19 protein-coding genes are annotated in these 24,642 nt (G+C 57.6%); 5 read left to right on the plus strand and 14 right to left on the minus strand.

Annotated elements, in window-relative coordinates; genetic code table 11:
- Nucleotides 1-164 precede the first annotated feature (164 nt).
- Both glpD and U9O48_RS21095 read left to right on the plus strand, forming a co-directional pair.
- A complete protein-coding gene (gene glpD / locus U9O48_RS21090) occupies nt 165-1,673 on the plus strand; it encodes a glycerol-3-phosphate dehydrogenase (protein ID WP_285146143.1) in 1,509 nt (502 codons plus the stop codon).
- 314 nt (nt 1,674-1,987) lie between these two features.
- Entirely contained in the window at nt 1,988-2,950 is a 963-nt protein-coding gene (locus tag U9O48_RS21095; RefSeq protein WP_285143723.1) for an IS110 family transposase, read from the plus strand.
- Nucleotides 2,951-3,054: 104 nt separating this feature from the next.
- On the opposite strand, the gene glgP is transcribed toward U9O48_RS21095, so the two are convergent.
- The 6 genes from glgP to asd all read right to left on the minus strand — a co-directional run bounded on the left by glgP (nt 3,055) and on the right by asd (nt 13,777).
- Nucleotides 3,055-5,502: a glycogen phosphorylase gene (gene glgP, locus U9O48_RS21100; RefSeq protein ID WP_282493542.1), complete on the minus strand. Its 2,448-nt coding sequence runs from the start codon at nt 5,500-5,502 to the stop codon at nt 3,055-3,057.
- 15 nt (nt 5,503-5,517) lie between these two features.
- On the minus strand, nt 5,518-6,954 hold the full coding sequence (gene glgA / locus U9O48_RS21105) for a glycogen synthase GlgA (RefSeq protein WP_282493543.1): 1,437 nt from the start codon (nt 6,952-6,954) through the stop codon (nt 5,518-5,520).
- Nucleotides 6,954-8,249 (minus strand): glucose-1-phosphate adenylyltransferase, encoded by a 1,296-nt coding sequence (gene glgC / locus U9O48_RS21110; RefSeq protein WP_102105323.1) that lies wholly within the window; start codon nt 8,247-8,249, stop codon nt 6,954-6,956. Before glgC ends, glgA begins: the two co-directional genes overlap by 1 nt.
- A gap of 17 nt (nt 8,250-8,266) precedes the next feature.
- Entirely contained in the window at nt 8,267-10,240 is a 1,974-nt protein-coding gene (gene glgX / locus U9O48_RS21115; protein ID WP_324723147.1) for a glycogen debranching protein GlgX, read from the minus strand.
- The gene (gene glgB / locus U9O48_RS21120; RefSeq protein ID WP_324723148.1) at nt 10,237-12,423 is read right to left on the minus strand and encodes a 1,4-alpha-glucan branching enzyme; all 2,187 of its coding nucleotides are present in this window, start codon (nt 12,421-12,423) and stop codon (nt 10,237-10,239) included. The genes glgX and glgB overlap by 4 nt, the downstream gene beginning before the upstream one ends.
- Nucleotides 12,424-12,670: 247 nt before the next feature.
- A complete protein-coding gene (asd, locus tag U9O48_RS21125; protein WP_285146141.1) occupies nt 12,671-13,777 on the minus strand; it encodes an aspartate-semialdehyde dehydrogenase in 1,107 nt (368 codons plus the stop codon).
- 175 nt (nt 13,778-13,952) lie between these two features.
- Between asd and yhgN the strand changes: the two genes are divergently transcribed.
- Nucleotides 13,953-14,546 carry an NAAT family transporter YhgN gene (gene yhgN / locus U9O48_RS21130; protein ID WP_015960802.1) on the plus strand — a complete coding sequence of 198 codons (594 nt, stop codon included), beginning with the start codon at nt 13,953-13,955 and terminating at the stop codon, nt 14,544-14,546.
- 144 nt (nt 14,547-14,690) lie between these two features.
- Here the strand turns inward: yhgN and gntU are convergent, their stop codons facing one another.
- The 5 genes from gntU to U9O48_RS21155 form a co-directional block, all read right to left on the minus strand.
- A complete protein-coding gene (gntU, locus tag U9O48_RS21135) occupies nt 14,691-16,031 on the minus strand; it encodes a gluconate transporter (RefSeq protein WP_282493547.1) in 1,341 nt (446 codons plus the stop codon).
- A 3-nt stretch (nt 16,032-16,034) separates the two neighbouring features.
- Nucleotides 16,035-16,562 carry a gluconokinase gene (gene gntK, locus U9O48_RS21140; protein WP_282493548.1) on the minus strand — a complete coding sequence of 176 codons (528 nt, stop codon included), beginning with the start codon at nt 16,560-16,562 and terminating at the stop codon, nt 16,035-16,037.
- Nucleotides 16,563-16,688: 126 nt separating this feature from the next.
- Nucleotides 16,689-17,684 carry a gluconate operon transcriptional repressor GntR gene (gene gntR / locus U9O48_RS21145; RefSeq protein ID WP_324723150.1) on the minus strand — a complete coding sequence of 332 codons (996 nt, stop codon included), beginning with the start codon at nt 17,682-17,684 and terminating at the stop codon, nt 16,689-16,691.
- 93 nt (nt 17,685-17,777) lie between these two features.
- Nucleotides 17,778-18,473, minus strand: coding sequence for a pirin family protein (locus tag U9O48_RS21150; protein ID WP_282493549.1), 696 nt, complete (start codon nt 18,471-18,473; stop codon nt 17,778-17,780).
- A 123-nt stretch (nt 18,474-18,596) separates the two neighbouring features.
- On the minus strand, nt 18,597-19,634 hold the full coding sequence (locus tag U9O48_RS21155) for an oxidoreductase (RefSeq protein WP_324723151.1): 1,038 nt from the start codon (nt 19,632-19,634) through the stop codon (nt 18,597-18,599).
- Nucleotides 19,635-20,049: 415 nt separating this feature from the next.
- Here U9O48_RS21155 and yhhY point away from each other — a divergent pair, with 415 nt between their 5' ends.
- Entirely contained in the window at nt 20,050-20,538 is a 489-nt protein-coding gene (gene yhhY / locus U9O48_RS21160; protein WP_282493551.1) for an N-acetyltransferase, read from the plus strand.
- Between the two features lie 60 nt (nt 20,539-20,598).
- On the opposite strand, the gene ggt is transcribed toward yhhY, so the two are convergent.
- Complete coding sequence (ggt, locus tag U9O48_RS21165) at nt 20,599-22,344, minus strand: gamma-glutamyltransferase (protein ID WP_324723152.1); 1,746 nt, start codon at nt 22,342-22,344, stop codon at nt 20,599-20,601.
- 122 nt (nt 22,345-22,466) lie between these two features.
- Here ggt and U9O48_RS21170 point away from each other — a divergent pair, with 122 nt between their 5' ends.
- Entirely contained in the window at nt 22,467-22,844 is a 378-nt protein-coding gene (locus U9O48_RS21170) for a DUF2756 family protein (protein WP_285149964.1), read from the plus strand.
- Here U9O48_RS21170 and ugpQ read toward each other — a convergent pair.
- Together ugpQ and U9O48_RS21180 are read right to left on the minus strand one after the other, a co-directional pair.
- Complete coding sequence (ugpQ, locus tag U9O48_RS21175) at nt 22,825-23,574, minus strand: glycerophosphodiester phosphodiesterase (protein WP_324723153.1); 750 nt, start codon at nt 23,572-23,574, stop codon at nt 22,825-22,827. The genes U9O48_RS21170 and ugpQ overlap by 20 nt on opposite strands.
- Nucleotides 23,571-24,641, minus strand: coding sequence for a sn-glycerol-3-phosphate import ATP-binding protein UgpC (locus U9O48_RS21180; protein WP_285146135.1), 1,071 nt, complete (start codon nt 24,639-24,641; stop codon nt 23,571-23,573). The genes ugpQ and U9O48_RS21180 overlap by 4 nt, the downstream gene beginning before the upstream one ends.
- Nucleotide 24,642: the final 1 nt, after the last annotated feature.

The following is a 24,642-nucleotide window of genomic DNA, read 5'->3' on the forward strand; positions in this document are numbered from 1 at the left end:
AAAACTATTTTACCGCGTAGTGTACGTCGTCGCGGCGGCGAAACGCCATTATGTTATCTCTATCACTCAAAATTGTTTTTTTGATGTTACCAAAAGCGCGTTCGTTTGCTATTATGAGCGATATCGAACATTTCTGAGCTTTAACGAAAGTGCGTGAGGGTGACATGGAAACCAAAGATCTGATTGTGATAGGCGGGGGCATTAACGGTGCCGGTATTGCGGCAGATGCCGCAGGACGCGGATTATCTGTACTGATGCTGGAAGCCAACGATCTCGCCTGCGCGACCTCGTCCGCCAGCTCCAAACTGATCCACGGCGGCCTGCGCTACCTGGAACACTACGAATTCCGCCTGGTCAGCGAAGCACTGGCCGAGCGCGAAGTGCTGCTGAAAATGGCCCCTCATCTGGCGATCCCGATGCGTTTTCGTCTGCCTCATCGCCCGCATCTGCGTCCGGCGTGGATGATCCGCATTGGTCTGTTTATGTACGATCACCTGGGGAAACGGACCAGTCTGCCGAGCTCGACTGGTTTGCGTTTTGGCTCAGAATCGGTTCTGAAACCGGAAATCGTGCGCGGTTTCGAATATTCCGACTGCTGGGTGGACGATGCGCGCCTGGTGCTGGCGAATGCCCAGATGGTGGTGCAGAAGGATGGCGAGGTGAAAACCCGCACTCGCGCCACCGCCGCACGCCGTGAAAACGGGCTGTGGATCGTCGAAGCGGAAGATATCGATACCGGCGAGAAGTTTAGCTGGCAGGCGCGCGGTCTGGTCAACGCCACCGGCCCGTGGGTGAAACAGTTCTTTGACGATGGCATGAAACTGCCTTCGCCGTACGGTATCCGCCTGATCAAGGGCAGCCATATCGTGGTGCCGCGCGTGCATACGCAGAAGCAGGCGTACATTCTGCAAAACGAAGATAAGCGCATCGTGTTTGTGATCCCGTGGATGGATGAGTTTTCGATCATCGGCACCACCGACGTGGAGTACAAAGGCGATCCGAAGAACGTCGAAATCGACGAGAGCGAAATCGGCTATCTGCTGAAAGTCTATAACGCGCACTTTAAGAAACAGCTGGGGCGCGATGACGTGGTCTGGACTTATTCCGGCGTGCGTCCGCTGTGCGATGACGAATCCGATTCACCGCAGGCGATCACCCGCGACTATACGCTGGATATTCATGACGTTGACGGTCAGGCACCGCTGCTGTCGGTGTTTGGCGGCAAGCTGACGACCTATCGTAAGCTGGCGGAAAGTGCGATGGAAAAACTGACGCCGTACTACAAAGGCATCGGCCCGGCGTGGACCAAAGGCGCGACGCTGCCTGGCGGCGATATCGGTAGCGATCGCGATGACTTCGCGGCAAAACTGCGCCGTCGTTATCCGTTTATTACCGAATCCATGGCCCGCCATTACGCGCGCACTTACGGCAGCAATACGGACTTAATCCTGGGTGATGCCAAAACGCTGGCCGATCTCGGGGAACATTTTGGTCATGAGCTGTACGAAGCCGAGCTGCGTTACCTGGTGGAGCACGAGTGGGTGCGCCGTCTGGACGATGCGATCTGGCGTCGTACCAAAGAAGGGATGTGGCTGGATGCGGAACAGCAATCGCGCGTGGCGCAATGGCTGGTGCAAAATGCGGGAAAGCGTGAGTTGTCGTTAGCGTCGTGAGTTTAAGTGAGAACACCGAACGGTCCCCTCTCCCTTGAGGGAGAGGGTTAGGGTGAGGGGGAAAAGTGCGCGCTGGTGCCCTCACCCCGGCCCTTATGTCTTGATCTTCTCCGCTTCTGCGGAGAAGATCCCCGACTGATCATCGGGAGGTTACCGGTGAGCATCACCCGGCCCTGGTGCCACTGAGCCCGTGGGAGAGATTATGCCCCGGTAACCTGTTTCCCTGTCGCCTCAAGACCGAACGGTATCCTGTGCCCTGAGCACCCACATATAAGGATGGTCCGGCGATATTATTCATAAGGTTACGGAGTGCCATGATGGAGCTTATTCCTGTCGGCGTTGATATCGCCAAACTCAAATTTGATGTCGCCGTCCTGCTGCCTAATCAGAAATACAAAACCAAAAAATTCCCCAACACCTCTGCCGGATGCCGCGAGTTCCTCAGCTGGCTGGCACGTTTTGGCGACTGCCATGTCTGCATGGAAGCGACGGGCTGCTACAGCACTGAACTTGCCACCCTGCTGGCCGATAACGGCTGCTGTGTCAGCCTCGAAAATCCCGCCCGCATACACGCGTTTGGCAATACGGAGCTGACCCGCAACAAAACGGACAAAAGTGATGCGGCACTGATAGCCCGCTACTGCGCCCTGTATCAACCCGCCCCCTGGTATCCTGCGCCGCTGAGCGAGCGTCAGCTGACGGCGCTGGTACGCCACCTGCGTAATCTGGAAGAGATGCGGCAGATGGAGATGAACCGCCTTGAAGCAGCCGACGAGGTCATTGTTCCCTCACTGCATGAACACGTTGCCATGCTGGATGAACTGATTGACGAAACACGAAAAAAAATCAGCCAGCACATCGATGATAACCCTGACCTGAAGCGGGACAGGGAACTGCTGAAGAGCATCCCCGGGATCGGTGAAATGCTGAGCGTGAGCCTGCTGGCGTTCGCGGGTAATCTGAGACGGTTCAGTGACAGTAAGGCACTGGTGGCTTACGCCGGGCTGAATCCACGGCGCTGTGAGTCGGGGATGTGGAAAGGAAAGAGCAGGCTGTCAAAAGTAGGTCACGCAGAGCTGCGCAGTGCCCTGTATATGCCGGCAGTGGTGGCGGGTAGGTGCAATGAGGTGGTGAAGAATCTGATGGACAGGCTGGCAGCGAGAGGAAAAACAGGGAAGGAACGCGTATGTGCCGGGATGAGAAAACTGCTCCAGCTGGCTTATGGCGTGGTGAAATCCGGACGAGAATTTAATGCTGAAATACCGCTTGCCGGATAACCGACAAGACGGTATCTCTCCCACGGGGAGAGGGAGAAAACACTAAAAAGGCAACCTTACGGTTGCCTTTTGCTTTTACCTTGCAGCCGCCACCCGGCTTTTTTTTACAACCGCACCGGATCAATATGCCAAATCTTCTCGGCATACTCCTTGATGGTTCTGTCTGACGAGAAATAGCCCATGTTGGCGATGTTGTGCATCGCTTTGGCGGCCCACTCCTCCTGATGGCGATACAGCTCGTCCACCTTGTCCTGACAATCCACGTAGCTGCGATAATCCGCCAGCACCTGATAGTGGTCGCCAAAGTTAATCAGGGAATCCACCAGGTCGCGATAGCGGCCAGGCTCATCAGGGTTAAACAGACCGGTGGCGATCTGCGTCAGCACTTCGCGCAGCTCTTCATCCTGCTCGTAATACTCGCGCGGTTTGTAGCCCTGCTTGCGCAGCTCCTCCACCTCTTCCGCCGTATTGCCGAAGATAAAGATATTGTCCGCGCCGACGTGCTCCAGCATCTCGACGTTGGCCCCGTCCAGCGTGCCGATGGTCAGCGCGCCGTTCAAAGCAAACTTCATGTTACTGGTCCCGGACGCCTCGGTCCCCGCAAGCGAAATCTGCTCGGAGAGATCCGCCGCCGGAATGATCAGCTGCGCCAGGCTCACGCTATAGTTCGGAATAAAGACGATCTTCAGTTTGTCACCAATCTGCGGATCGTTGTTGATCACCTTCGCCACGTCGTTGATGAGATGAATGATGTGCTTCGCCATGTAGTACGCCGAGGCGGCCTTACCGGCAAAGATGTTCACGCGCGGCACCCACTCCGCCGTCGGATCGGCTTTGATGCGGTTGTAGCGGGTGATCACGTGCAGGACGTTCATCAGCTGACGTTTGTACTCGTGGATACGTTTGATCTGCACGTCGAACAACGCTTTCGGATTCGCCACCACGTTCAGATGCTGAGCCATATACACCGCGAGGCGTTTTTTGTTCAGCAATTTGGCATCACGCACCGCCTTGTTCACCAGCGGGAAATCGGCGTGCTGTTCCAGCTCGCTTAGCTGACTGAGATCGGTCCGCCAGGTGCGACCAATATTTTCATCCAGCACTTCCGACAGCGGCTGATTCGCCAGCGCCAGCCAGCGACGCGGCGTGACGCCGTTGGTCACGTTGCAGAAGCGCATCGGGAAGATTTTCGCGAAGTCGGCAAACAGGGATTGCACCATCAGGTTCGAGTGCAGCTCGGAAACGCCGTTGACCTTGTGGCTGATGACCACCGCCAGCCACGCCATACGCACGCGACGGCCGTTGGATTCATCGATAATCGAGGTGCGGCTCAGCAGCCCGGTATCGTTCGGATACTGCTCCTGCAGCGTTTTCAGGAAGTAGTCGTTAATTTCAAAGATGATCTGCAGATGGCGCGGCAGGATCTTGCCGAGCATGTCGACCGGCCAGGTCTCCAGCGCTTCGCTCATCAGCGTGTGGTTGGTGTACGAGAAGACCTGACAGGTGACTTCAAACGCCTCATCCCAGCTGAATTTGTGCTCGTCGATCAGCAGGCGCATCAGCTCCGGAATCGACAGCACAGGGTGGGTGTCGTTGAGGTGAATGGCGGTCTTTTCGGCCAGGTTGCTGTAGGTTTTGTGCAGCTGATAGTGGCGGCTCAGAATGTCCTGGATGGTCGAGGAGACGAGGAAGTACTCCTGACGCAGACGCAGTTCGCGCCCGGAGTAGGTTGAGTCATCCGGATAGAGCACGCGCGACACGTTCTCGGAGTGGTTTTTATCTTCCACCGCCGCGAAGTAATCGCCCTGGTTGAATTTCCCGAGGTTGATTTCGCTACTGGCCTGGGCATTCCACAGGCGCAGGGTGTTGGTGGCGTCGGTGTCATAGCCAGGGATAATCTGGTCGTAAGCCACCGCCAGGATCTCTTCGGTCTCCAGCCAGCGGCTTTTCTTGCCTTCGAGCTGCACGCGTCCGCCGAAACGCACTTTGTAGCGCGTATTGTGGCGTTTGAACTCCCACGGGTTACCGTACTCCAGCCAGTAGTCCGGGGACTCTTTCTGCCGTCCGTCGACGATGTTCTGCTTGAACATCCCGTAGTCGTAGCGAATGCCGTACCCGCGGCCCGGCAGAGCCAGCGTCGCCAGGGAATCGAGGAAGCACGCCGCCAGACGGCCCAGACCACCGTTGCCTAAGCCAGGGTCGTTCTCTTCATCGATCAGCTCTTCTAAATCTAACCCCATCTCTTCCAGTGCGTTTTTGACATCGTCGTAAATCCCGAGCGATAACAGCGCGTTGGAAAGGGTGCGGCCAATCAAAAACTCCATCGACAGGTAGTAAACCTGACGCGTTTCCTGCGACAGCTGGGCGCGGTTCGAGCGCAGCCAGCGTTCAACCAGACGGTCACGCACGGCAAACAGCGTGGCGTTCAGCCACTCGTGCTTGTTGGCGATCACCGGATCTTTCCCGATGGTAAACATCAGCTTATAGGCGATGGAGTGCTTTAGCGCCTCTACGCTGAGTGTCGGGGATGCATAACTAAAAGGTGCATTCATATCAGTGACTCCGCCTTATGACATCAAGCGTTGATAAAGATCGCGGTACGACTGCGCCGCAACGTGCCAACTAAAGTCCATCGCCATCGCCTGACGTTGCACGAAACGCCACAAAGAGGGACGCGACCACAGAACAAATGCCCGCCGAATCGCCCGCAGCAGCGACCAGGCATTGCTGTCTTCAAAGGCAAACCCGGTGGCGATACCGTCGGCCAGATTCTCCAGCGACGTATCCGACACCGTATCCGCCAGCCCGCCGGTGCGACGCACCAGCGGCAGCGTGCCGTATTTAAGTCCATACAGCTGGGTTAAGCCGCACGGCTCAAAGCGGCTCGGGACCAGGATGACGTCCGCGCCGCCCATAATTCGGTGCGAGAACGCTTCGTGATACCCAATCTGCACGCCAACCTGGCCTGGATGCTCAGCGGCGGCGGCAAGGAAACCTTCCTGCAACACCGGATCGCCCGCGCCCAACAGCGCCAGCTGGCCGCCCTGCTCGAGCAGGCCCGGCAGCGCTTCCAGCACCAGATCCAGCCCTTTCTGGCTGGTCAGGCGGCTGACCACGGCAAACAGCGGCACTTTGTCGTTCACCTTCAGCCCCATCGCAATCTGCAGCTGACGTTTGTTCTCGGCTTTGTCTTCCACCGAATCACGGCTGTAGCGCGAGGCCAGCAAAAGGTCCGTTTCCGGACTCCAGATTTTTTCGTCCACGCCGTTGAGAATGCCCGACAGGCGTCCTTCCCGATGGCGCTGGCGCAGCAGCCCTTCCATGCCGTAGCCAAACTCCGGCTCGGTGATTTCGCGCGCGTAAGTCGGGCTGACCGCCGTGATGTGATCGGCGTAGTACAGCCCCGCCTTCAGGAACGAAATCTGGCCGTTAAACTCCAGCCCGTGCATGTTATAGAACGACCATGGCAGATCGATGTCATTCATATGATGGGCGTAGTACATGCCCTGATACGCCAGGTTGTGCACCGTAAACACCGACTTTGCCGGGTGGCCGCGCGCCGCCAGATAGGCAGGTGCCAGCCCGGCGTGCCAGTCGTGCGCATGCACGATCTCCGGGCGCCAGAACGGGTCAAGCCCGACCGCCATCTCCGCCCCCACCCAGCCGAGCAGGGCAAAACGCAGCACGTTGTCGGTATAGGCGAATAAGTTCGTATCGTGGTACGGGCTCCCCGGACGATCGTACAGATGCGGGGCATCAATCAGATAGACGCCGACGCCGTTGTAATGGCCAAACAGCAGGGTGATGCGCCCGGCGAACGTGTCGCGACGGGTGACCACCTGCGCGTCAGGGATGCCGCGACGGAGATCGGGAAAAGCCGGCAGCAGCACGCGGGTGTCGATGCCTTCCGCAATTTGTGCCGCCGGTAATGCGCCCAGTACATCCGCCAGCCCGCCCGTTTTCAGCAGCGGGAACATCTCAGAACATACATGTAAAACCTGCATTATCGCTCCTGTTTGACCTGCAGTTTGCGCAGCATTTCACGCGTGACCAGCACGATGCCTTCTTCTGAGCGGTAGAAGCGGCGAGCGTCTTCCTCCGCATTCTCCCCGATGACCATCCCTTCCGGGATCACACAGGCGCGGTCGATAACACAGCGGCGCAGGCGACACGAGCGCCCGACCCACACGTCCGGCAGCAGTACCGACGAGTCGATATTGCAGAAGGAGTTCACCCGCACGCGCGGGAAGAGCACCGACTGCACCACCACCGAGCCCGAAATGATGCACCCGCCCGACACCAGCGAGTTCAGCGTCATGCCGTGGCTACCGGAACGGTCCTGCACGAATTTGGCCGGCGGCAGCGATTCCATGTGGGTGCGAATCGGCCAGTTCTGGTCGTACATATCCAGTTCAGGAGTGACGGAAGCCAAATCGAGGTTAGCCTTCCAGTACGCTTCAAGGGTTCCCACATCGCGCCAGTACGGCTCGGCATCCGGGTCAGACTGAACACAGGACAGCGGGAAAGGATGTGCATAAGCCATGCCAGCTTTGGTGATTTTCGGGATGATATCTTTGCCAAAATCGTGGCTCGAATTTTCGTCCTTGTCGTCCTCTTCCAGCAGCTCATAAAGATAATCAGCATCAAAGATATAGATGCCCATACTGGCGAGGGATTTGGTCGCGTCCGTCGGCATGGTCGGCGGGTTAGCCGGTTTTTCGACGAAATCGATAATCTTGTCGTTCTCGTCCACGTCCATCACGCCAAACGCCGTCGCTTCCGCAACGGGCACCGGCAGACACGCCACGGTGCAACGCGCCCCTTTTTCGACGTGGTCGATGAGCATGTGGGAGTAGTCTTGCTTATAGATATGGTCGCCCGCGAGGATCACGATGTATTCCGCGCCGTAGCGGCGGATGATGTCGAGGTTTTGCGTGACCGCATCGGCGGTGCCACGATACCAGTTTTCACCGTGCACGCGCTGCTGCGCCGGGAGCAGATCGACAAACTCGTTCATCTCTTCGCTGAAGAAGGACCAGCCGCGCTGGATATGCTGCACCAGGGTGTGCGACTGATACTGCGTAATCACGCCGATACGGCGGATACCGGAGTTCAGGCAGTTGGAGAGTGCAAAATCGATAATACGGAACTTACCACCAAAGTGAACGGCAGGCTTGGCGCGCTTGATGGTCAAATCTTTAAGACGGGTACCGCGCCCACCAGCAAGTATCAGCGCAACCGTTTTTAAGGGTAACTGGCGCGCCAACATCAAGGGATCGTTCTTCTCTAATCTCACCATGACTAACTCCTTTTTTATCATCTTTGGAATACGCACACTCCGTGTGCAGGCCCATGCCAGACAGCCATTACCACCGGATTATCCTCTCCGGCAAATGGGGAGATGGCGCGCCATTCTCCTTCAGGTAAAACAATCTCTGCGACGTCTTGCGTCGCGTTTAACGTGATAAGCCAGTTATCCGACAGTAAGATTTGCAGGCACGGGATCCCGTGCTGCCACTCTTGTGGACTGAGCGGTTGTGCCTCTTTATTCAGCCAGCGAACGTTGCCGTCTCCCTCTTCCCACCAGCTGTCCGCCGTGAGCGCCGGGATCTGTTTACGCAGATGGATGAGTGCAGCGGTAAAGTGAGTCAACCCGCTGTTCGCCTGTTCCCAGTCGAGCCAGGTCAGGGCGTTATCCTGGCAATACGCATTGTTATTGCCGTGCTGGCTGTGACCGAGTTCGTCACCCGCCAGCAGCATTGGCGTTCCCTGCGAAAGCAGCAGCGTGGTCAGCAGGGCATGCACGCTGGCGCGCCGCCGCTCGATGACATCCTGACTGCCGCCTAACCCTTCTATACCATGATTAAAGCTATGGTTATTGTTAGTCCCATCGCGGTTTTCTTCCCCGTTTGCCTCATTGTGTTTCTGATTGAAACAAACGCAGTCGCGCAGAGTAAATCCGTCGTGCGCCGTCACCAGATTAACGCTGGCTGACGGTTTTCTGCCGCTGTTCCTGAACACATCGCTGGACGCAGCAAATCGCCCGGCAAATTCGCCAAGTGACAAACCTCGCTCCAGCCAAAAACGACGCGCCCCGTCGCGATAGTGATCGTTCCACTCCGCAAACAGCGGCGGGAAATTCCCCACCTGATAGCCGCCGTCACCGATATCCCAGGGCTCGGCGATCAGCTTGACGCGTGACAGCACCGGACAGTTTTTGATTGCTTCGAACAGCGGAGCCTGCTGGCTGAACATCGGCGTTCGGCCCATCACAGATGCCAGATCGAAGCGGAAACCGTCGATATGGAAAGTCTCAACCCAGGATTTCAGGCACTGGTAGGCAAAGTCCGCCACCGCCGGATGACTGAGATTGAGCGTGTTACCGCAACCGGTCCAGTTGTGGTAATCACCATCCTCCCTGATCCAATAATAGCTACGGTTATCGATTCCGCGCATCGAGAGCGTCGGTCCGTCGAGATCCAGCTCCGCGCTGTGGTTCAGCACCACGTCGAGAATCACCTCGATTCCGGCCTGGTGCAGGGCTTTCACCGCATCGCGAAACTCGTCGCGGGCGCGCTCCGGATGCGAGGCATAGCGCGGATCGAGGGCAAACATCGCCAGCGGGTTATAGCCCCAGTAGTTGGTCAGCCCGAGGCGCATCAGGCGCGGCTCGGAGGCAAAATGGGCCACCGGCAGCAGCTCGAGCGCGGTGATACCCAGATGCTTGAGGTAAGCGATCATCACCGGGTGACCGAGCGCCTTGTAGGTGCCGCGGATCTCCTGTGGGATCGCCGGATGCAGATACGTCAGCCCTTTGACGTGGGCTTCGTAGATAACGGTGCTGCCCCACGGCGTGGCGGGCGGGGCGTCGTCTTCCCAGTCGTAGGTGTCGCTGACGACGATACTTTTCGGCGCAATCCCCGCGCTGTCGCGCGGCTCAGGGTCGTGGTCACCGTCAAAGTACAGCGGATCGTCTCTGACCTCGCCTTCCACGCGCAGGGCGCACGGGTCAACGAGCAGTTTCGCCGGGTTAAAGCGCAGCCCCTGCGACGGCTCCCACGGGCCATGCACGCGAAAACCGTAGCGCAAGCCGGGCCGCCCGTCGGCCAGGAAACCGTGCCAGATATCCCCGCTGCGCTCTGGAAGATCGTAGCGGTATTCATTCCCCTCGCCGTCAAACACACAGAGTTCCACCCGTTCCGCGTGGGCGGAAAAGAGAGTGAAGTTCACCCCTTTGCCGTCAAACGTTGCCCCCAGCGGAGCGGGTTTGCCTGCCGTGAGTTGCGTCATTTGCCCTCCCGAACCAGCCAGATAGTCGAGAGCGGTGGCAGCGTGATGCTCAGAGAGTTTGGACGACCGTGGCTTTCCCACTCGTCGCTATGAACGCTCCCGCCGTTACCCGCGTTGCTGCCGTGATAGTGGCTGGAGTCGGTATTGAGAATTTCGCGCCATCTGCCCGGCTGGTTGATACCGAAGCGATAGTGCTGGCGCGGCACCGGCGTGAAGTTGCTGGCGACGATGATTTCGTTCCCTTCCCGATCGCGGCGCACGAAGATCAGCACCGAGCGTTCGTGGTCATCGACCACCAGCCACTCGAAGCCGTAGGAGTCGAAGTCCAGCTCGTGCAGGGCTTTGTGGTGACGATAGGTCAGGTTGAGGTCGCGCACCAGACGCTGAACGCCGTGGTGCCAGTTATCACCGCCCTCCAGCAGATGCCAGTCGAGGCTCGAATCGTGGTTCCATTCGCGGCCCTGAGCGAATTCGTTGCCCATGAACAGCAGCTTTTTGCCAGGGAAGGCAAACATCCAGCCGTAATAGGCGCGCATGTTGGCAAAGCGCTGCCACGCGTCGCCCGGCATGCGGTCGAGAATCGATTTTTTGCCGTGGACCACTTCGTCGTGGGACAGCGGCAGGACAAAGTTTTCGGTGCTGTTGTAGAGCATCCCGAAGGTCAGTTTGTCGTGGTGATACTGACGATAGACCGGGTCGAGTTTGAAGTAGTCGAGAGTGTCGTGCATCCAGCCAAGGTTCCACTTGTACCAGAAGCCCAGCCCGCCCATCGCAGGCGGACGCGACACGCCGGGGAAGTCGGTCGACTCTTCGGCCATCGTCACCGCGCCTTCGACCTGCTCGCCGAGAATGCGGTTGGTGCTGCGCAGGAACTCAATGGCTTCGAGGTTTTCACGCCCGCCGTATTCGTTCGGGATCCACTCGCCCTCTTTGCGGCTGTAGTCGCGGTAGATCATCGACGCCACGGCATCCACGCGCAGGGCGTCGATACCGAAGCGTTCAATCCAGTACAGGGCGTTGCCCACCAGATAGTTCGCCACTTCGCGGCGGCCGTAGTTGTAGATCAGGGTATTCCAGTCCTGATGGAAGCCTTCGCGCGGGTCGCTGTGCTCGTACAGGTTGGTGCCGTCAAACTGGGACAGACCAAAATCATCCGACGGGAAATGGCCCGGTACCCAGTCGAGGATCACGCTCAGCCCGGCGGCGTGCGCGGCATTGATGAAATAGCGGAAGTCATCGCGTGTGCCGAAGCGGCGCGTCGGCGCGTACAGCCCGGTCGGCTGATAGCCCCAGCTGCCGTCGAACGGGTGTTCGTTGATCGGCAGCAGTTCCAGGTGGGTAAAACCCATCCATTTGGCGTACGGCACCAGCTGATCCGCCAGCTCGCGATAGCTCAACCAGAAGTTGTTGTCCGTGTGGCGACGCCAGGAGCCGAGGTGTACTTCATAGATGGAGATCGGCGCGTCGAAGCGGTTGGCCTGTTTGCGCTCTTCGGTCTGCACGATTTTCTCGGGCAGGCCGCAAATCAGCGAGGCGGTGTCCGGGCGCATTTGCGCTTCGAAGGCGTAAGGGTCGGCTTTCACCCGCAGCTGACCGTGGGCGTCGATCATTTCGAATTTGTAGAGCTGCCCGTTGTGCGCGCCGGGGATGAACAGTTCCCAGATCCCCGATTCACGCCGCAGGCGCATCGGGTGGCGGCGACCGTCCCAGTAGTTGAACTGCCCGACCACCGACACGCGCTGCGCGTTCGGTGCCCAGACGGAGAATCGCGTTCCGGTGATGCCGTCCATCGTATCGGCGTGCGCGCCGAGAGTTTCGTAGGGGCGAAGATGGGTGCCTTCAGAGAGCAGCCAGGCGTCCATCTCCTGCAACAGCGGACCAAAACTATAGGGGTCGTCAATCAGGTTTTCGTGGCCATGCCAGAGCACGGCGAGCTGATAGCGGAACAGGTTCTTGCGACGCGGGATCGCGCCGGAGAAGAAACCGCGCGAATCGAGGCACTCGAGCTTGCCTACCTTGCGGCCGGTTTTCGGTTCAATTACCCACACCTCGGTGGCGTCGGGTAACAGTGCGCGGACTTCCAGTCCGTCTTCCGTACGGTGCATACCTAATACAGAAAAGGGGTCAGCAAAATGACCCGCAATTAGCGCATTTATCACGTCTCTATCAATACGATCGGACATGGTATTCATCCTGTTTTTTCTAATGTCGCCCTATTTAAGCGCTCCGGTGCGACTTTTAATGTGACCTGAACGACGCAGACATTCTTCATCCTCTTCTGCTCCGTCCCACCCTCAGGTAAGAAATGACTCTTCCTTAAAGCATAGCCAACGACGAAATGACTCCTGATAAAAATTGAAAGCTCGGCGCAGAACGCTGGGTTACGCGCAAAAAAAGGGGGTGAAAATCACCCCCGGTATTCGCAAATTGTTAGGCCAGCTGTCGCAACATGCGGCGAAGCGGTTCGGCGGCGCCCCACAGGAGCTGGTCTCCGACGGTGAAGGCCGAGAGATACTCCGGCCCCATGTTCAGCTTACGCAGGCGACCCACCGGCGTGGTCAGCGTGCCGGTGACGGCAGCAGGGGTCAGTTCGCGCATGGTGATATCGCGATCGTTTGGCACCACTTTCGCCCACGGATTGTGTGCAGCCAGCAGCTCTTCGACGGTCGGAATAGACACATCTTTTTTCAGTTTAATGGTGAAAGCCTGGCTGTGGCAGCGCAGCGCGCCGACGCGCACGCACAGACCGTCAACCGGAATCACCGAAGAGGTGCTGAGGATTTTGTTGGTCTCGGCCTGGCCTTTCCACTCTTCGCGGCTCTGGCCGTTCTCGAGCTGTTTGTCGATCCACGGGATCAGGCTGCCCGCCAGCGGAACGCCGAAGTTATCGACCGGCAGTTCACCAGAACGTGAAAGTGCCGTGACTTTGCGTTCGATATCCAGAATCGCCGAGGCCGGGTTCGCCAGCTCGTCAGCGACGTGGCTGTGCAGGTGACCCATCTGGGCCAGCAGTTCGCGCATGTGGCGCGCGCCGCCGCCGGATGCGGCCTGGTAAGTCGCAACGGAGACCCACTCCACCAGATCCTGCGCGAACAGGCCGCCCAGGGACATCAGCATCAGGCTGACGGTGCAGTTACCGCCGACAAAGGTTTTGACGCCGTTGTTCAGTCCGTGGGTGATGACATCCTGGTTCACCGGGTCGAGAATAATGATCGCGTCGTCTTTCATACGCAGAGAGGAAGCGGCGTCAATCCAGTAACCCTGCCAGCCGCTTTCACGAAGCTTTGGATAGATTTCGTTGGTATAATCGCCGCCCTGGCAGGTCACTATAATATCAAGTGCCTTCAGCGCTTCCAGATTAAAGGCGTCCTGAAGCGTGCCCGTAGAGGCACCGCCGAACGCGGGCGCTGCTTGCCCGAACTGGGAAGTGGAGAAGAAGACCGGGCGGATGGCGTCAAAATCGCGCTCTTCGATCATGCGTTGCATGAGGACAGAGCCGACCATACCGCGCCAGCCGATAAAACCAACGTTTTTCATAAAATATGTTCCTGCAGAGGTGTGTGCTGTGTGTGTCAACCCGTATCCAACGGGTATAGCCTTCACATTACAAAATGCAGCCAAAGTCGCAAGTGAAATTAATCAATGATTGCGCTGCGATCAGTAATACCACTAATTACAATAGAAACCACAGGGTTTATCAGGGATACAAATAATGACTGAAATCATTTCCGCGGCGGTGCTTTTGATCCTGATTATGGATCCGCTTGGGAACCTGCCCATCTTTATGTCGGTGCTGAAACACACCGAGCCAAAGCGCCGTCGGGCGATCATGATCCGCGAGCTGCTCATCGCCCTGCTGGTGATGTTTATCTTCCTGTTCGCGGGGGAGAAGATCCTCGCGTTCCTGAATTTGCGCGCCGAGACGGTCTCGATTTCCGGCGGCATTATTCTGTTCCTGATCGCGATTAAGATGATTTTCCCGAGCGCCGAAGGGAGCAGCAGCGGTCTGCCTGCGGGCGAAGAGCCGTTTATCGTACCGCTGGCGATCCCGCTGGTCGCCGGGCCGACGATTCTGGCGACGCTGATGCTGTTGTCACATCAGTATCCGAATCAGATGAGCCATCTGGTGATTGCCCTGCTGATCGCCTGGGGCGGGACTTTTATCATCCTGCTGCAGTCGTCGCTGTTCCTGCGCCTGCTCGGTGAGAAAGGGGTGAACGCGCTGGAGCGTCTGATGGGGTTGATTCTGGTGATGATGGCGACGCAGATGTTCCTGGACGGGATTCGGGCGTGGATGAAAGGCTAGGTAAAAGCAAAATGGTCACGCCAGTGACCATTTTTGGTGTTTGCACCCTCTCCCCGTGGGAGAGGGCCGGGGTGAGGGCATCAGCGTGCGCATTTCCCCCTCACCCTAACCCTCTCCCTCAAGGGAGAGGGAATCGATCGGTGATCAACTCAGCAGCGAAAACGCAATCATCCCGACAATCGCCCCTGTTGTGCCGAGGATGGTTTCCATCAGCGTCCAGGTTTTCAGGGTTTGTGCTTCGGTTGCGCCGGTAAATTTACCGAACAGCCAGAAGCCGGCGTCGTTCACGTGGGAGACCACAATCGAACCGCCCGCGATACAGATAGACAATGCCGCCATCTGCGCGCCAGAGTAGTTCAGCTGTTCAATCACCGGCATCACCAGGCCAACCGCCGTCAGGCAAGCGACCGTCGCAGAACCCTGAATGATACGTACCGCCGCCGCCAGCACGAAGCAGGTCACGGCAATCGGTAAGCCCATCCCGGTCAGCGCTTCGCCCAGCGCCGGACCGACACCAGAATCCACCAGCACTTGCTTGAACACGCCGCCCGCACCGATCACCAGCAGAATAATCCCAGCCGGTTGCAGCGCCGCGCCGCAGATTTCCATCACGCGATCTTTCGGCATGCCCTGACGCATCGCCAGGCCGTAAATCGCCACCAGACAGGCCACCAGAATCGCGGTGAACGGATGGCCGATAAACTCGAACCATTCGTAAGTGCTGGAACCGACCGGCACAAAGCGCGCGGCGATGGTTTTCAGACCCACCAGCACTAAAGGCAGCAGGATCAGCGACAGGCTAAAGCCGAAGGACGGCATTTTGCCCTCGCCCAGGTGCGGCTCGGTGATGTCATCAGGAATGTGCAGCTCAACGTAGCGGCTGATAAAGTTGCCCCACAGCGGCCCGGCAATAATCATCCCCGGGATCGCCGCGCACAGGCCAATCAAAATCATCCAGCCAAAATCGGCGTGCATCTGCGAGGCCAGCAGCATTGGCGCAGGCCCAGGCAGCAGAAACGCTGCGGCCGCCGCCACGCCCGCAAACAGCGGAATCACCAGCTTCACGAGGTTAGTGCCCGTGTGACGCGCCATCGAGAACGCGACGCTAATCAGCAGCACTACGGCCACTTCGAAGAACAGCGGCAGCGCGCAAATCAGACCGGCCAGACCAATCGCATAGTGCGCGCGGCTGTGGCCGAAGGATTTGAGCATCTTGACGGCAATCTGATCGACCGCGCCCGTCTCATGCAAAATCTTGCCAAACATCGCGCCGAGCGCGACCACAATCGCCAGGAAACCCAGCGTGCCTCCCATCCCTTTTTCCATCGTCGCTGCGATTTTATCGAGCGGCATACCGGAAAAGAGACCTGCACCAATAGAAACCACCATCAAAGCGACGAAGGCATGCATACGCGCCTTCATCACTAAAAACAGCAGCAGCAAAACGGAGCCGACTGCTGTCAAAACAAGCGTTAATGTACTCACTGCTTACTGCCTTTTTTTAATGACCTCAATGGTGCTGGCAACAACACCGTCCAGCGGCTGATCGATATCGACGATCAGAACATCGCTTTCGTCTGCACCCGGTTCCTGCAGTGCGTCAAACTGCGTCACCAGCATTTGGGTCTTGAAGAAGTGACCTTTACGGGCTTTCAGACGACTTTCGATCACGTCGAAATCGCCTTTCAGATAGATAAAGGAGAGGTTTGGATTACCGTCACGCAGCAGGTCGCGATAGGTCTTTTTCAGCGCGGAGCAGACAATCAGCGACACTTTGTTGGTGCGCTGCATCGCAAACGCGGCATCGTTCAGCGCCTGTAACCACGGCTTACGATCGTCGTCGTTCAGCGGCTCGCCAGCGGCCATTTTGGTGATGTTGCTGCGCGGGTGGAGGAAGTCGCCATCCAGAAATGCAGCCTGGAGTTGATGCGCCACTTCACTGGCGACGGCAGATTTACCGCTACCGGAAACGCCCATCAGAACGTAAACGTGGTGATCGAGATTTGTCGTGCTCAAAGGGTGCCCCTCAGTCAATTGTTACGGGTAACAGTTATCGGTAACATTGTCCTGCCGGGGCTATGGAGAAGCAATATCCATTCGTGCGCGAAGTGAATAAGTGTGAGCTACTTCAAATTTGTCAGACTAAATTGATCCACCCGGTGACAAGGTGAAACCTAAATCTAACATTTTAGGCGTCACGACTTCACCACGAATGCGCGCCAGCAGGCGTTCCGCACCGATACGGCCCATGCGTTCGCGCGGCGTCAGGACGCTCGCCAGACGGGGTTCCATCACCTGTCCGATATCGTGGCCGTGGAAACCGGCAATCGCCATATCGTCAGGGATTTTCAGCCCCAGGCGCTGACACTCAAAGGCTGCGCCGACCGCAAGGTCATCGTTGGTACAGAAGATACCATCAAGCTGGGGATACTCGCGCCTGGCCTGACGCATCAGCTCAATACCGGACGAGTAGGAAGAGGATTGCTCCACCATCACGCTGTACGGCGTTAAGTTGGCATCGAGCATGGCCTGCTCGTATCCCTTCTGTTTGATGATAGTACGTTCGTCGAGACGTGCGCCCAGATAGGCGACGTGGCGGTGACCGCGCGCGAGGATGGTAGCGGTCATCTGACGCGCGGCTTCGAAGTTATCGAACCCGACGGCGATATCCAGGCACGGGGACTGGCTGTCCATCAGCTCGACCACCGGAATACCGGCGACTTCAATCATCTTCAGGGTACGAGGTGTGTGAGTACGTTCCGTTAAGATCAGGCCGTCGATGTTCCAGGAGAGCATCGATTCAAGACGTTCCTCTTCCAGTTCCGGTTTGTACCCGTAGTGCGCGAGCATGGTCTGATAACCGTAGGCGTCGGTGACGCTTTCGATTCCGCGCAGCACTTCGGCGAAGACCTGGTTGGTTAAGGACGGAAGCAGAACACCGACCGCACGGCTGGTGGCATTGGAGAGAATATCGGGCGCGCGGTTGGGGATATAACCCAGTTCATCGAGAGCAGCGGCAATCTTGCCACGCAACGCCAGGGAAACCTGTTCCGGGTTACGCAAAAAGCGGCTGACCGTCATTTTGGTTACACCGACGCGATCGGCCACATCCTGAAGTACGGGTCGTTTCTTTTTCATCGTCCTGAGAGAAACCTTTAATGAGACATTCTCTCAGTTTATCACGGACAAAGGCCAACCTTCCCCGTCAAATGGGGAAGGTTGGGGATTTATTTATACAGGAGGCAAATCAAACAGCAGAATTTCACTTTCGCTGTCGGCATGAACGGACAACGCCTGCTCATCCCAAATCGCCAGACCGTCGGCGGTGGTGGCTTTGGTGCCGTTAATGGTCACTTCACCTTTTACCACCTGGATCCACACGCGGCGGTTCGCGGCAATCTGATGCACAGACTGTTCGTTTTTCGCCAGCGCCCAGCGGTACAGCTCCATATCCTGATGCACTTTCAGGGAGCCATCGCGCGCATCCGGAGAAAGCACCAGCTGTTTGCCCTGCAGGGCGTCAAAGCGGCGCTGCTCGTAGCGCGGCGTGATGCCGGTTTCTTCTGGAATGATCCAGATTTGATACAGGTGCAGTTTGTCGGTTTTGCTCGGGTTGTACTCCGAGTGACGCACCCCGGTACCGGCGCTCATAATCTGGAACTCACCGGCCGGAACCTGCTCTTCGTTACCCATGCTGTCTTTGTGCGCTACGGCCCCTTCCAGCACATAGGTCAGGATTTCCATGTCTTTGTGCGGATGGGTACCGAAGCCCTGCCCTGCGTCAATCACGTCATCGTTAATCACGCGCAGTGCCGAGAAGCCCATGAAGTTCGGGTCGTAATAGTCCGCGAACGAGAAGGTATGCCATGAGTCCAGCCAGCCATGATTTGCGTGACCACGATCGCCTGCTTTACGTAAAAAGATCATTGTTTTTCACCCCAGTTCGTTTCGATGGAGTAAGTGTGGACGCAAACCGCCTGGGATCATAGAGGGTGAAAATTGACTCCTCTGTTCAAAAATTATGAACAAGCACAGAGGAGTCGATTGGGCTTACTTCGCGAGGGTAATCGTGGCAGGAGTTGCCTGCTCGAACCCGCGTTCGAGGATCTCCAGATTGGTCAGAACTTCAGATTCCTTGACGTAATTCGGGGCGCCGGTCGTTATTGTCGCAAACAAGGCATCGTAGACGCGGCCATAGTCGCCGGTTTCCGGCGTAAGCGCCTCTTTCACCGTCACGCCGTCGCGATTAACGTACTCCAGCTGGCCTACCGATCCATCCGCCGCAAAGCCCGGTTCGCCCGGCATGATATTGGCTTTCAGGCTGGTCTCCTGCTGGTCGATACCGTATTTGATAAACGAGCCGCGGGTGCCGTGAACGATAAATTTCGGGTAGTCGGTTTTCACCAGATGGCTGGTTTTAACGATCGCTTTCAGGTCGCCGTAGAACAGCTGGGCTTCGAAAGTGTCGTCCGGGTTGGCTTTGTTGCGCAGGCTGCGAATGTCGTAGGCGACGTGATCCGGGCGGCCAAACAGGGAGATGATCTGGTCCATGGTGTGTACGCCCAGACCGTAAAACGCGCCGTCCTGCGGCAGACCCGCTTTGGTTTCCGCCACCGGACGATACATGTCGAAATGGCTTTCGATCTCGACGATATCCCCCAGCTTACCGCTCTCAATGGCCTGTTTTGCCAGCAGGAAGCAGGTATCAAAGCGACGGTTCTGGTACGGCGTGACGGTCAGTCCTTTGCTTTTTGCCAGCGCGAACAGTTCTTTCGCTTCCGCCATGGTCGGGGTGAAGGGTTTTTCCACCAGCACGTTTTTACCCGCTTCCAGCGCGCGTTTCGCGTACTCAAAGTGGCTGTCGGCGTGGGTACAGACGATCACCAGTTTGACCTGAGGATCGTTTAAGACCTCATCAAGATCGCTGGTGAAATGAATATGGGAATACTGCGGGGACTGCTCTTCCGGCTTCGCATGGCGGCGGAAGATGTGCGCCACATGCCAGCTGTCTTTACGGTTGAGAACATACGGAAGGTGATAGCGGGTGGTGCTTTTACCAAATCCAATAAATGCGCAATGTAATGTCATGGCTCAGTCCTTGTTAAGGTTGCTGGGACTACCATAGCGCAAGTTTTCTCATCGCCCCAACAAATGCTCGCGCAACAGCCGTCGGCGGCGCAGCCAGTTTGCGCACGGCAAGCGCGCAGCAACCGGAGCGTACTTAATGTACGTGAGGATTGCGAGCACTTCCCGGGGGCAAAATGGCAAGTAAGCCAGGCTGAAACAGGATAAAAAAAAGCCAGCTAGAAGCTGGCTAAAGTAATACTGGAAGCAATGTGAGCAATGTCGTGCTTTCAGGTTTCCGTAGAGGTCTTCCTGAACGCGAGACAATAATAATCATTCTCATTCGCACTTGTCCAATGTTTTTTGCAAAAAAGTGAGTTGACTCACCTTTCAAACTCCATGATGTTAAAGAGGACATTAACCTAACGAGGATGAAGGAATGAGTGAGATAGTGATACGCCACGCTGAACCGAAAGATTACGACGCGATTCGTCAGATCCACGCGCAGCCGGAGGTGTATCACAACACGCTACAGGTTCCTCATCCTTCCGAAGAGATGTGGCATAACCGGCTAGCGGAACGCGTCGGCGTGAAACAGCTGGTGGCCTGCATTGACGGTATCGTGGTCGGCCATCTGAGCATTGAAGTGACACAGCGTCCGCGCCGTAGCCACGTGGCGGATTTTGGTATCTGCGTCGGTGCCCAGTGGCACAACCGCGGCGTCGCCAGCGCGCTGATCCGCACCATGATTGATATGTGCGACAACTGGCTGCGCGTCGACCGTATTGAGCTGACGGTGTTTGTCGACAACGAACCGGCGGTCGCGGTATACCGCAAGTTTGGTTTTGAAATCGAAGGGACCGGGAAGAAATATGCCTTGCGTAACGGCGAGTATGTGGATGCGTATTATATGGCGCGGGTGAAATAGTCCCGCGCCGGGCAATTTTGTAGGCCGGGTAAGGCGAAGCCGCCACCCGGCAACAACCCACTAATACCCTGCCGTCAAATCATCCACCGACCGCGGATCCGATGCCCCGGAAAGCGTACCGTCGGGCGCGACCACAATACTCTGCGTACTGCCCATCGCCTCTTTCACCACCACTTTCTGCCCGCGCTGCTCCAGCAACTTGATGGTATCCGGGCTAAAGCCCTTCTCTACCCGCAGTTCGTCCGGCAGCCACTGATGGTGGAAACGCGGTGCGTTGGTCGCTTCGGCCACGTTCATGCCGAAATCAATGCTGTTGACCACCATCTGCAGCACCGTGGTGATAATGCGGCTCCCGCCTGGGCTACCCGTCACCAGCCAGGTTTTACCGTCTTTCACCACAATGGTTGGTGACATGGACGACAGCGGACGTTTCTTCGGCCCGACGGCATTCGCATCGCCGCCCACCAGACCGTAGACGTTCGGCACGCCCGGTTTAGCGGAGAAATCATCCATCTCGTTATTGAGCAAAATCCCACTGTTCCCCGCCACAATCCCGGCGCCAAACACCGTGTTAAGCGTGTAAGTCACCGCCACCGCGTTCCCGTCTTTATCCACCACCGAGAAGTGAGTGGTCTGGTTGCTCTCGTACGGTGCCAGTTTGCCGGGGCGGATCTGGCTGGACGGCTTGGCTTTGTTGATATCAATCTGATCCGCCAGCGATTTGGCGTAGGCTTTGTTGGTCAGCGCCTGCCACGGCACTTTGACAAAATCCGGATCGCCGAGGTATTCCGAGCGGTCGGCGTAGGCAAATTTTTCCGCCTCAGCCATCACCTGCATCGCATCGGCGCTACCGAAGCCAAATTTGTGCATATCGAAGTTTTCAAGAATATTGAGGATCTGCACGATGTGGATCCCGCCGGAGGACGGCGGCGGCATGGAGAACACCTGATACCCGCGATACTCCCCGCTGATTGGCGTGCGCTCCACCGCTTTGTACTCCGCCAGATCCGCTTTGGTGATAAGCCCGCCGTTCTTCTGCATCTCGTCGGCAATCTGATCGGCAATCGCCCCTTTGTAGAAGGCGTCCGGGCCGTTTTCGGCGATCAGCTCCAGGCTTTTGGCGAGGTTGGCCTGCACCAGTTTATCGCCCTTCTTCAGCGGCTCGCCGTCCTTCCAGAAGATGGCTTTGCTGTTTTCGTGATTCGGGATCACTTCGCTACCGTAAGTTTTGAGATCGTCCGCCAGGGCGTCATTGACCACAAACCCGTCGCGCGCCAGTTTGATGGCAGGTTGAACCACTTTGTTCAGCGGCAGCGTGCCGTATTTTTCCAGCGCCAGCGAGAAGCCAGCGACCGTGCCCGGCGTGCCGCTCGCCAGATGCGACGTCAGGGATTTTTTACTGTCCGGATTGCCCTGCTCGTCGAGGAACATATCCCGCGAGGCCTGATTCGGCGCCATTTCACGGAAGTCGATAGCCGTGGTATTGCCGTCTTTGGTGCGCAGCAGCATAAAGCCCCCGCCGCCAAGATTCCCCGCCTGCGGATGGGTCACCGCCAGCGCATACCCCACCGCCACCGCCGCATCGACCGCATTACCGCCCTGTTTGAGAATATCCACGCCGACCTGCGTGGCCATCGCGTCCACCGACGCCACCATCCCCTGCTTCGCGCGCACGGGATGAAACACATCTTCTTCCACGCCGTAGGAGACCGGCGGTGCGGCAGGCGGGTTCGCCGCCACGGTGAATGTCCCGCCCGCCATCAGCGCAGCGATCGCTACCCAGCGCAAAAACGTTGGTCTTATCATTGTTGTTCTCCAGGTGAAGGGATCCAGATTCCCGTTTAAGCCTGGTTCACAACTCCTAAAAAATCATCGTAGTGGCGGATTCGGGGTAAACTTAAGAGAAGCCTCAGAAGGAGGAGATGAGAATGAAACGTTACTTGATCTTAACGGCACTGCTTCCGTTCGCCGTGCTCGCACAGCCACTCAATACCATGAACAACCCGAACCAGCCGGGGTATGAGATCCCGAGCCAGCAGCGGATGCAGACCCAGATGTTGGGCCAACAGCAGCAGCAAAAAGGGATGTTGAACCAGCAGCTGAAAACCCAGACTCAGCTTCAGCAGCAGAGCCTGCAAAATCAGATGAATAACAATACGCAGATGATTCAGCAGGGCCAGCCGCGCGTGCAGCCGTTGCCGAATACCAACGGTGGGATGTTAAGCGGCGGGACGAGCGACGGTCAGCAGCAACATATGCTGCCGCCGCGCTCGAACGGCGATATGCTCAATAATCCGCAGAATTAAAGTTCGGGCCAATCACGTCAATCGCATCGGTGCAGATGCAGTCCACGCCCCAGCGCAGCAGCTGTGCCGCTCGCTGGGGTTTATTCACCGTATAGACCAGGATGTGCAGTCCGGCGTCTTTGAGCATCTTCACGCGCGCTTCGTCCAGCAGGCGGTGATTCAGGTGGATCGACACACACTCTAAGCGGGTGGTCAGCTCGCGCCAGTCGTCACGCCATTCATCCAGCAGTAATCCGCGCGGCAGTTCCGGCGTGGCGGCTTGTGCTGCTTCCAGAGCGTCGATTTCAAACGACGACAGCAGCGGCGCGGTCATCCCTTCCCACAATTCACGCGCGGCGAGGGCAATCACTTTGCCCGTAAGCGGCCCGGTGCCGGTGGTGGGTTTGATTTCGATATTGGCCATCATCCCGTGCTGACGACAGCGATCCGCCACTTCCGCCAGCAGCGGCAGCGGTTCGCCTTTGAACTCGCCGCTGAACCAGCTTCCGGCGTCCACTTTCAGCAGATCGCGCCACGGCAGATCGCCCGCCACGCCCCAGCCGTTGCTGGTGCGCTCGAGGTTATCGTCGTGCAGCAGGAAAATTTCGCCATCTTTCGATAGCTTGGCGTCGAACTCGATCATCTGATGACCGTAATACGCGCCCTTATCAATTGCTGCCAGAGTGTTTTCCGGTGCTCGTTTCCCGCCGCCACGGTGGGCGACGATGTGAGGGTATGGCCAGTTACTCATACGCGTTGTCCTGTTTCACCATCAAATAAGTGCAGGTGATTTTCCGGCAGATGCAGCCACAGCGTGCTGCCCGCCTTTGGGCGTTCCTGATGCGCCAGACGCACCACCAGCTTTTGATCGCCCCAGCGTCCGTGCGCCAGGTTGTCGGCACCCAGCATCTCCAGCGTGTCCATCACCAGGGGCACGCCGCCTTCCGCCTGCGAGCTTAACGCAATATGTTCCGGGCGGATACCGAGCGTCATTTTACGCCCGGCGTAGCCGCGATAAAACCAGTTCACCGGCAGCGCCATGCCGCTCTCCAGCTCAAAATGGGTGCCCGCGTTGCTGATGCGTCCCTCCAGCAGGTTCATCGCCGGGCTGCCGATAAAGCTGGCGACAAAACGGCTGGCCGGCTTTTCGTAAACTTCCACCGGGGTGCCGATCTGCTCGGCGATGCCTTTGTTCATCACCATCACGCGCTGGGCGAGGGTCATGGCTTCGACCTGATCGTGGGTGACGTACAGGGAGGTGGTTTTCAGGCGACGATGCAGATGTTGCAGTTCAAGACGCATCTGCACGCGCAGTTTGGCGTCGAGGTTAGAGAGCGGTTCGTCGAACAGGAACACCGCCGGATCGCGCACGATCGCCCGGCCCATCGCCACGCGCTGGCGCTGGCCGCCGGAGAGCTCGCGCGGTCTGCGTTTCAGCAGGCCGTCCAGCTCCAGAATGCGCGCTGCCTCTTTCACTTTCTCTTCGATATGCCCCTTGCCCATCCCGCGGATTTTCAGGCCCCAGGCCATGTTTTCTTCCACGCTCATGTGCGGATAGAGGGCGTAGTTCTGGAACACCATTGCGATCCCGCGATCTTTCGGCTCCATTTCGGTGACGCGCTGGCGGTCGATCCAGATATCACCGCTGGTCACGCGCTCAAGCCCGGCGACCATACGCAGCAGCGTCGATTTCCCGCAGCCGGACGGGCCGACCATCACGATAAATTCGCCGTCCGCCACGTCGAGCGTCAGGGGTTGAATCACCTGGTTTTTGCCGTCCCAGCTTTTGGTGACTGCCTGTAGTTTTAATCCTGCCATC

Origin of the sequence: Lelliottia sp. JS-SCA-14, assembly GCF_035593345.1 — a bacterium.
Lineage (GTDB): Bacteria > Pseudomonadota > Gammaproteobacteria > Enterobacterales > Enterobacteriaceae > Enterobacter > Enterobacter wanjuensis.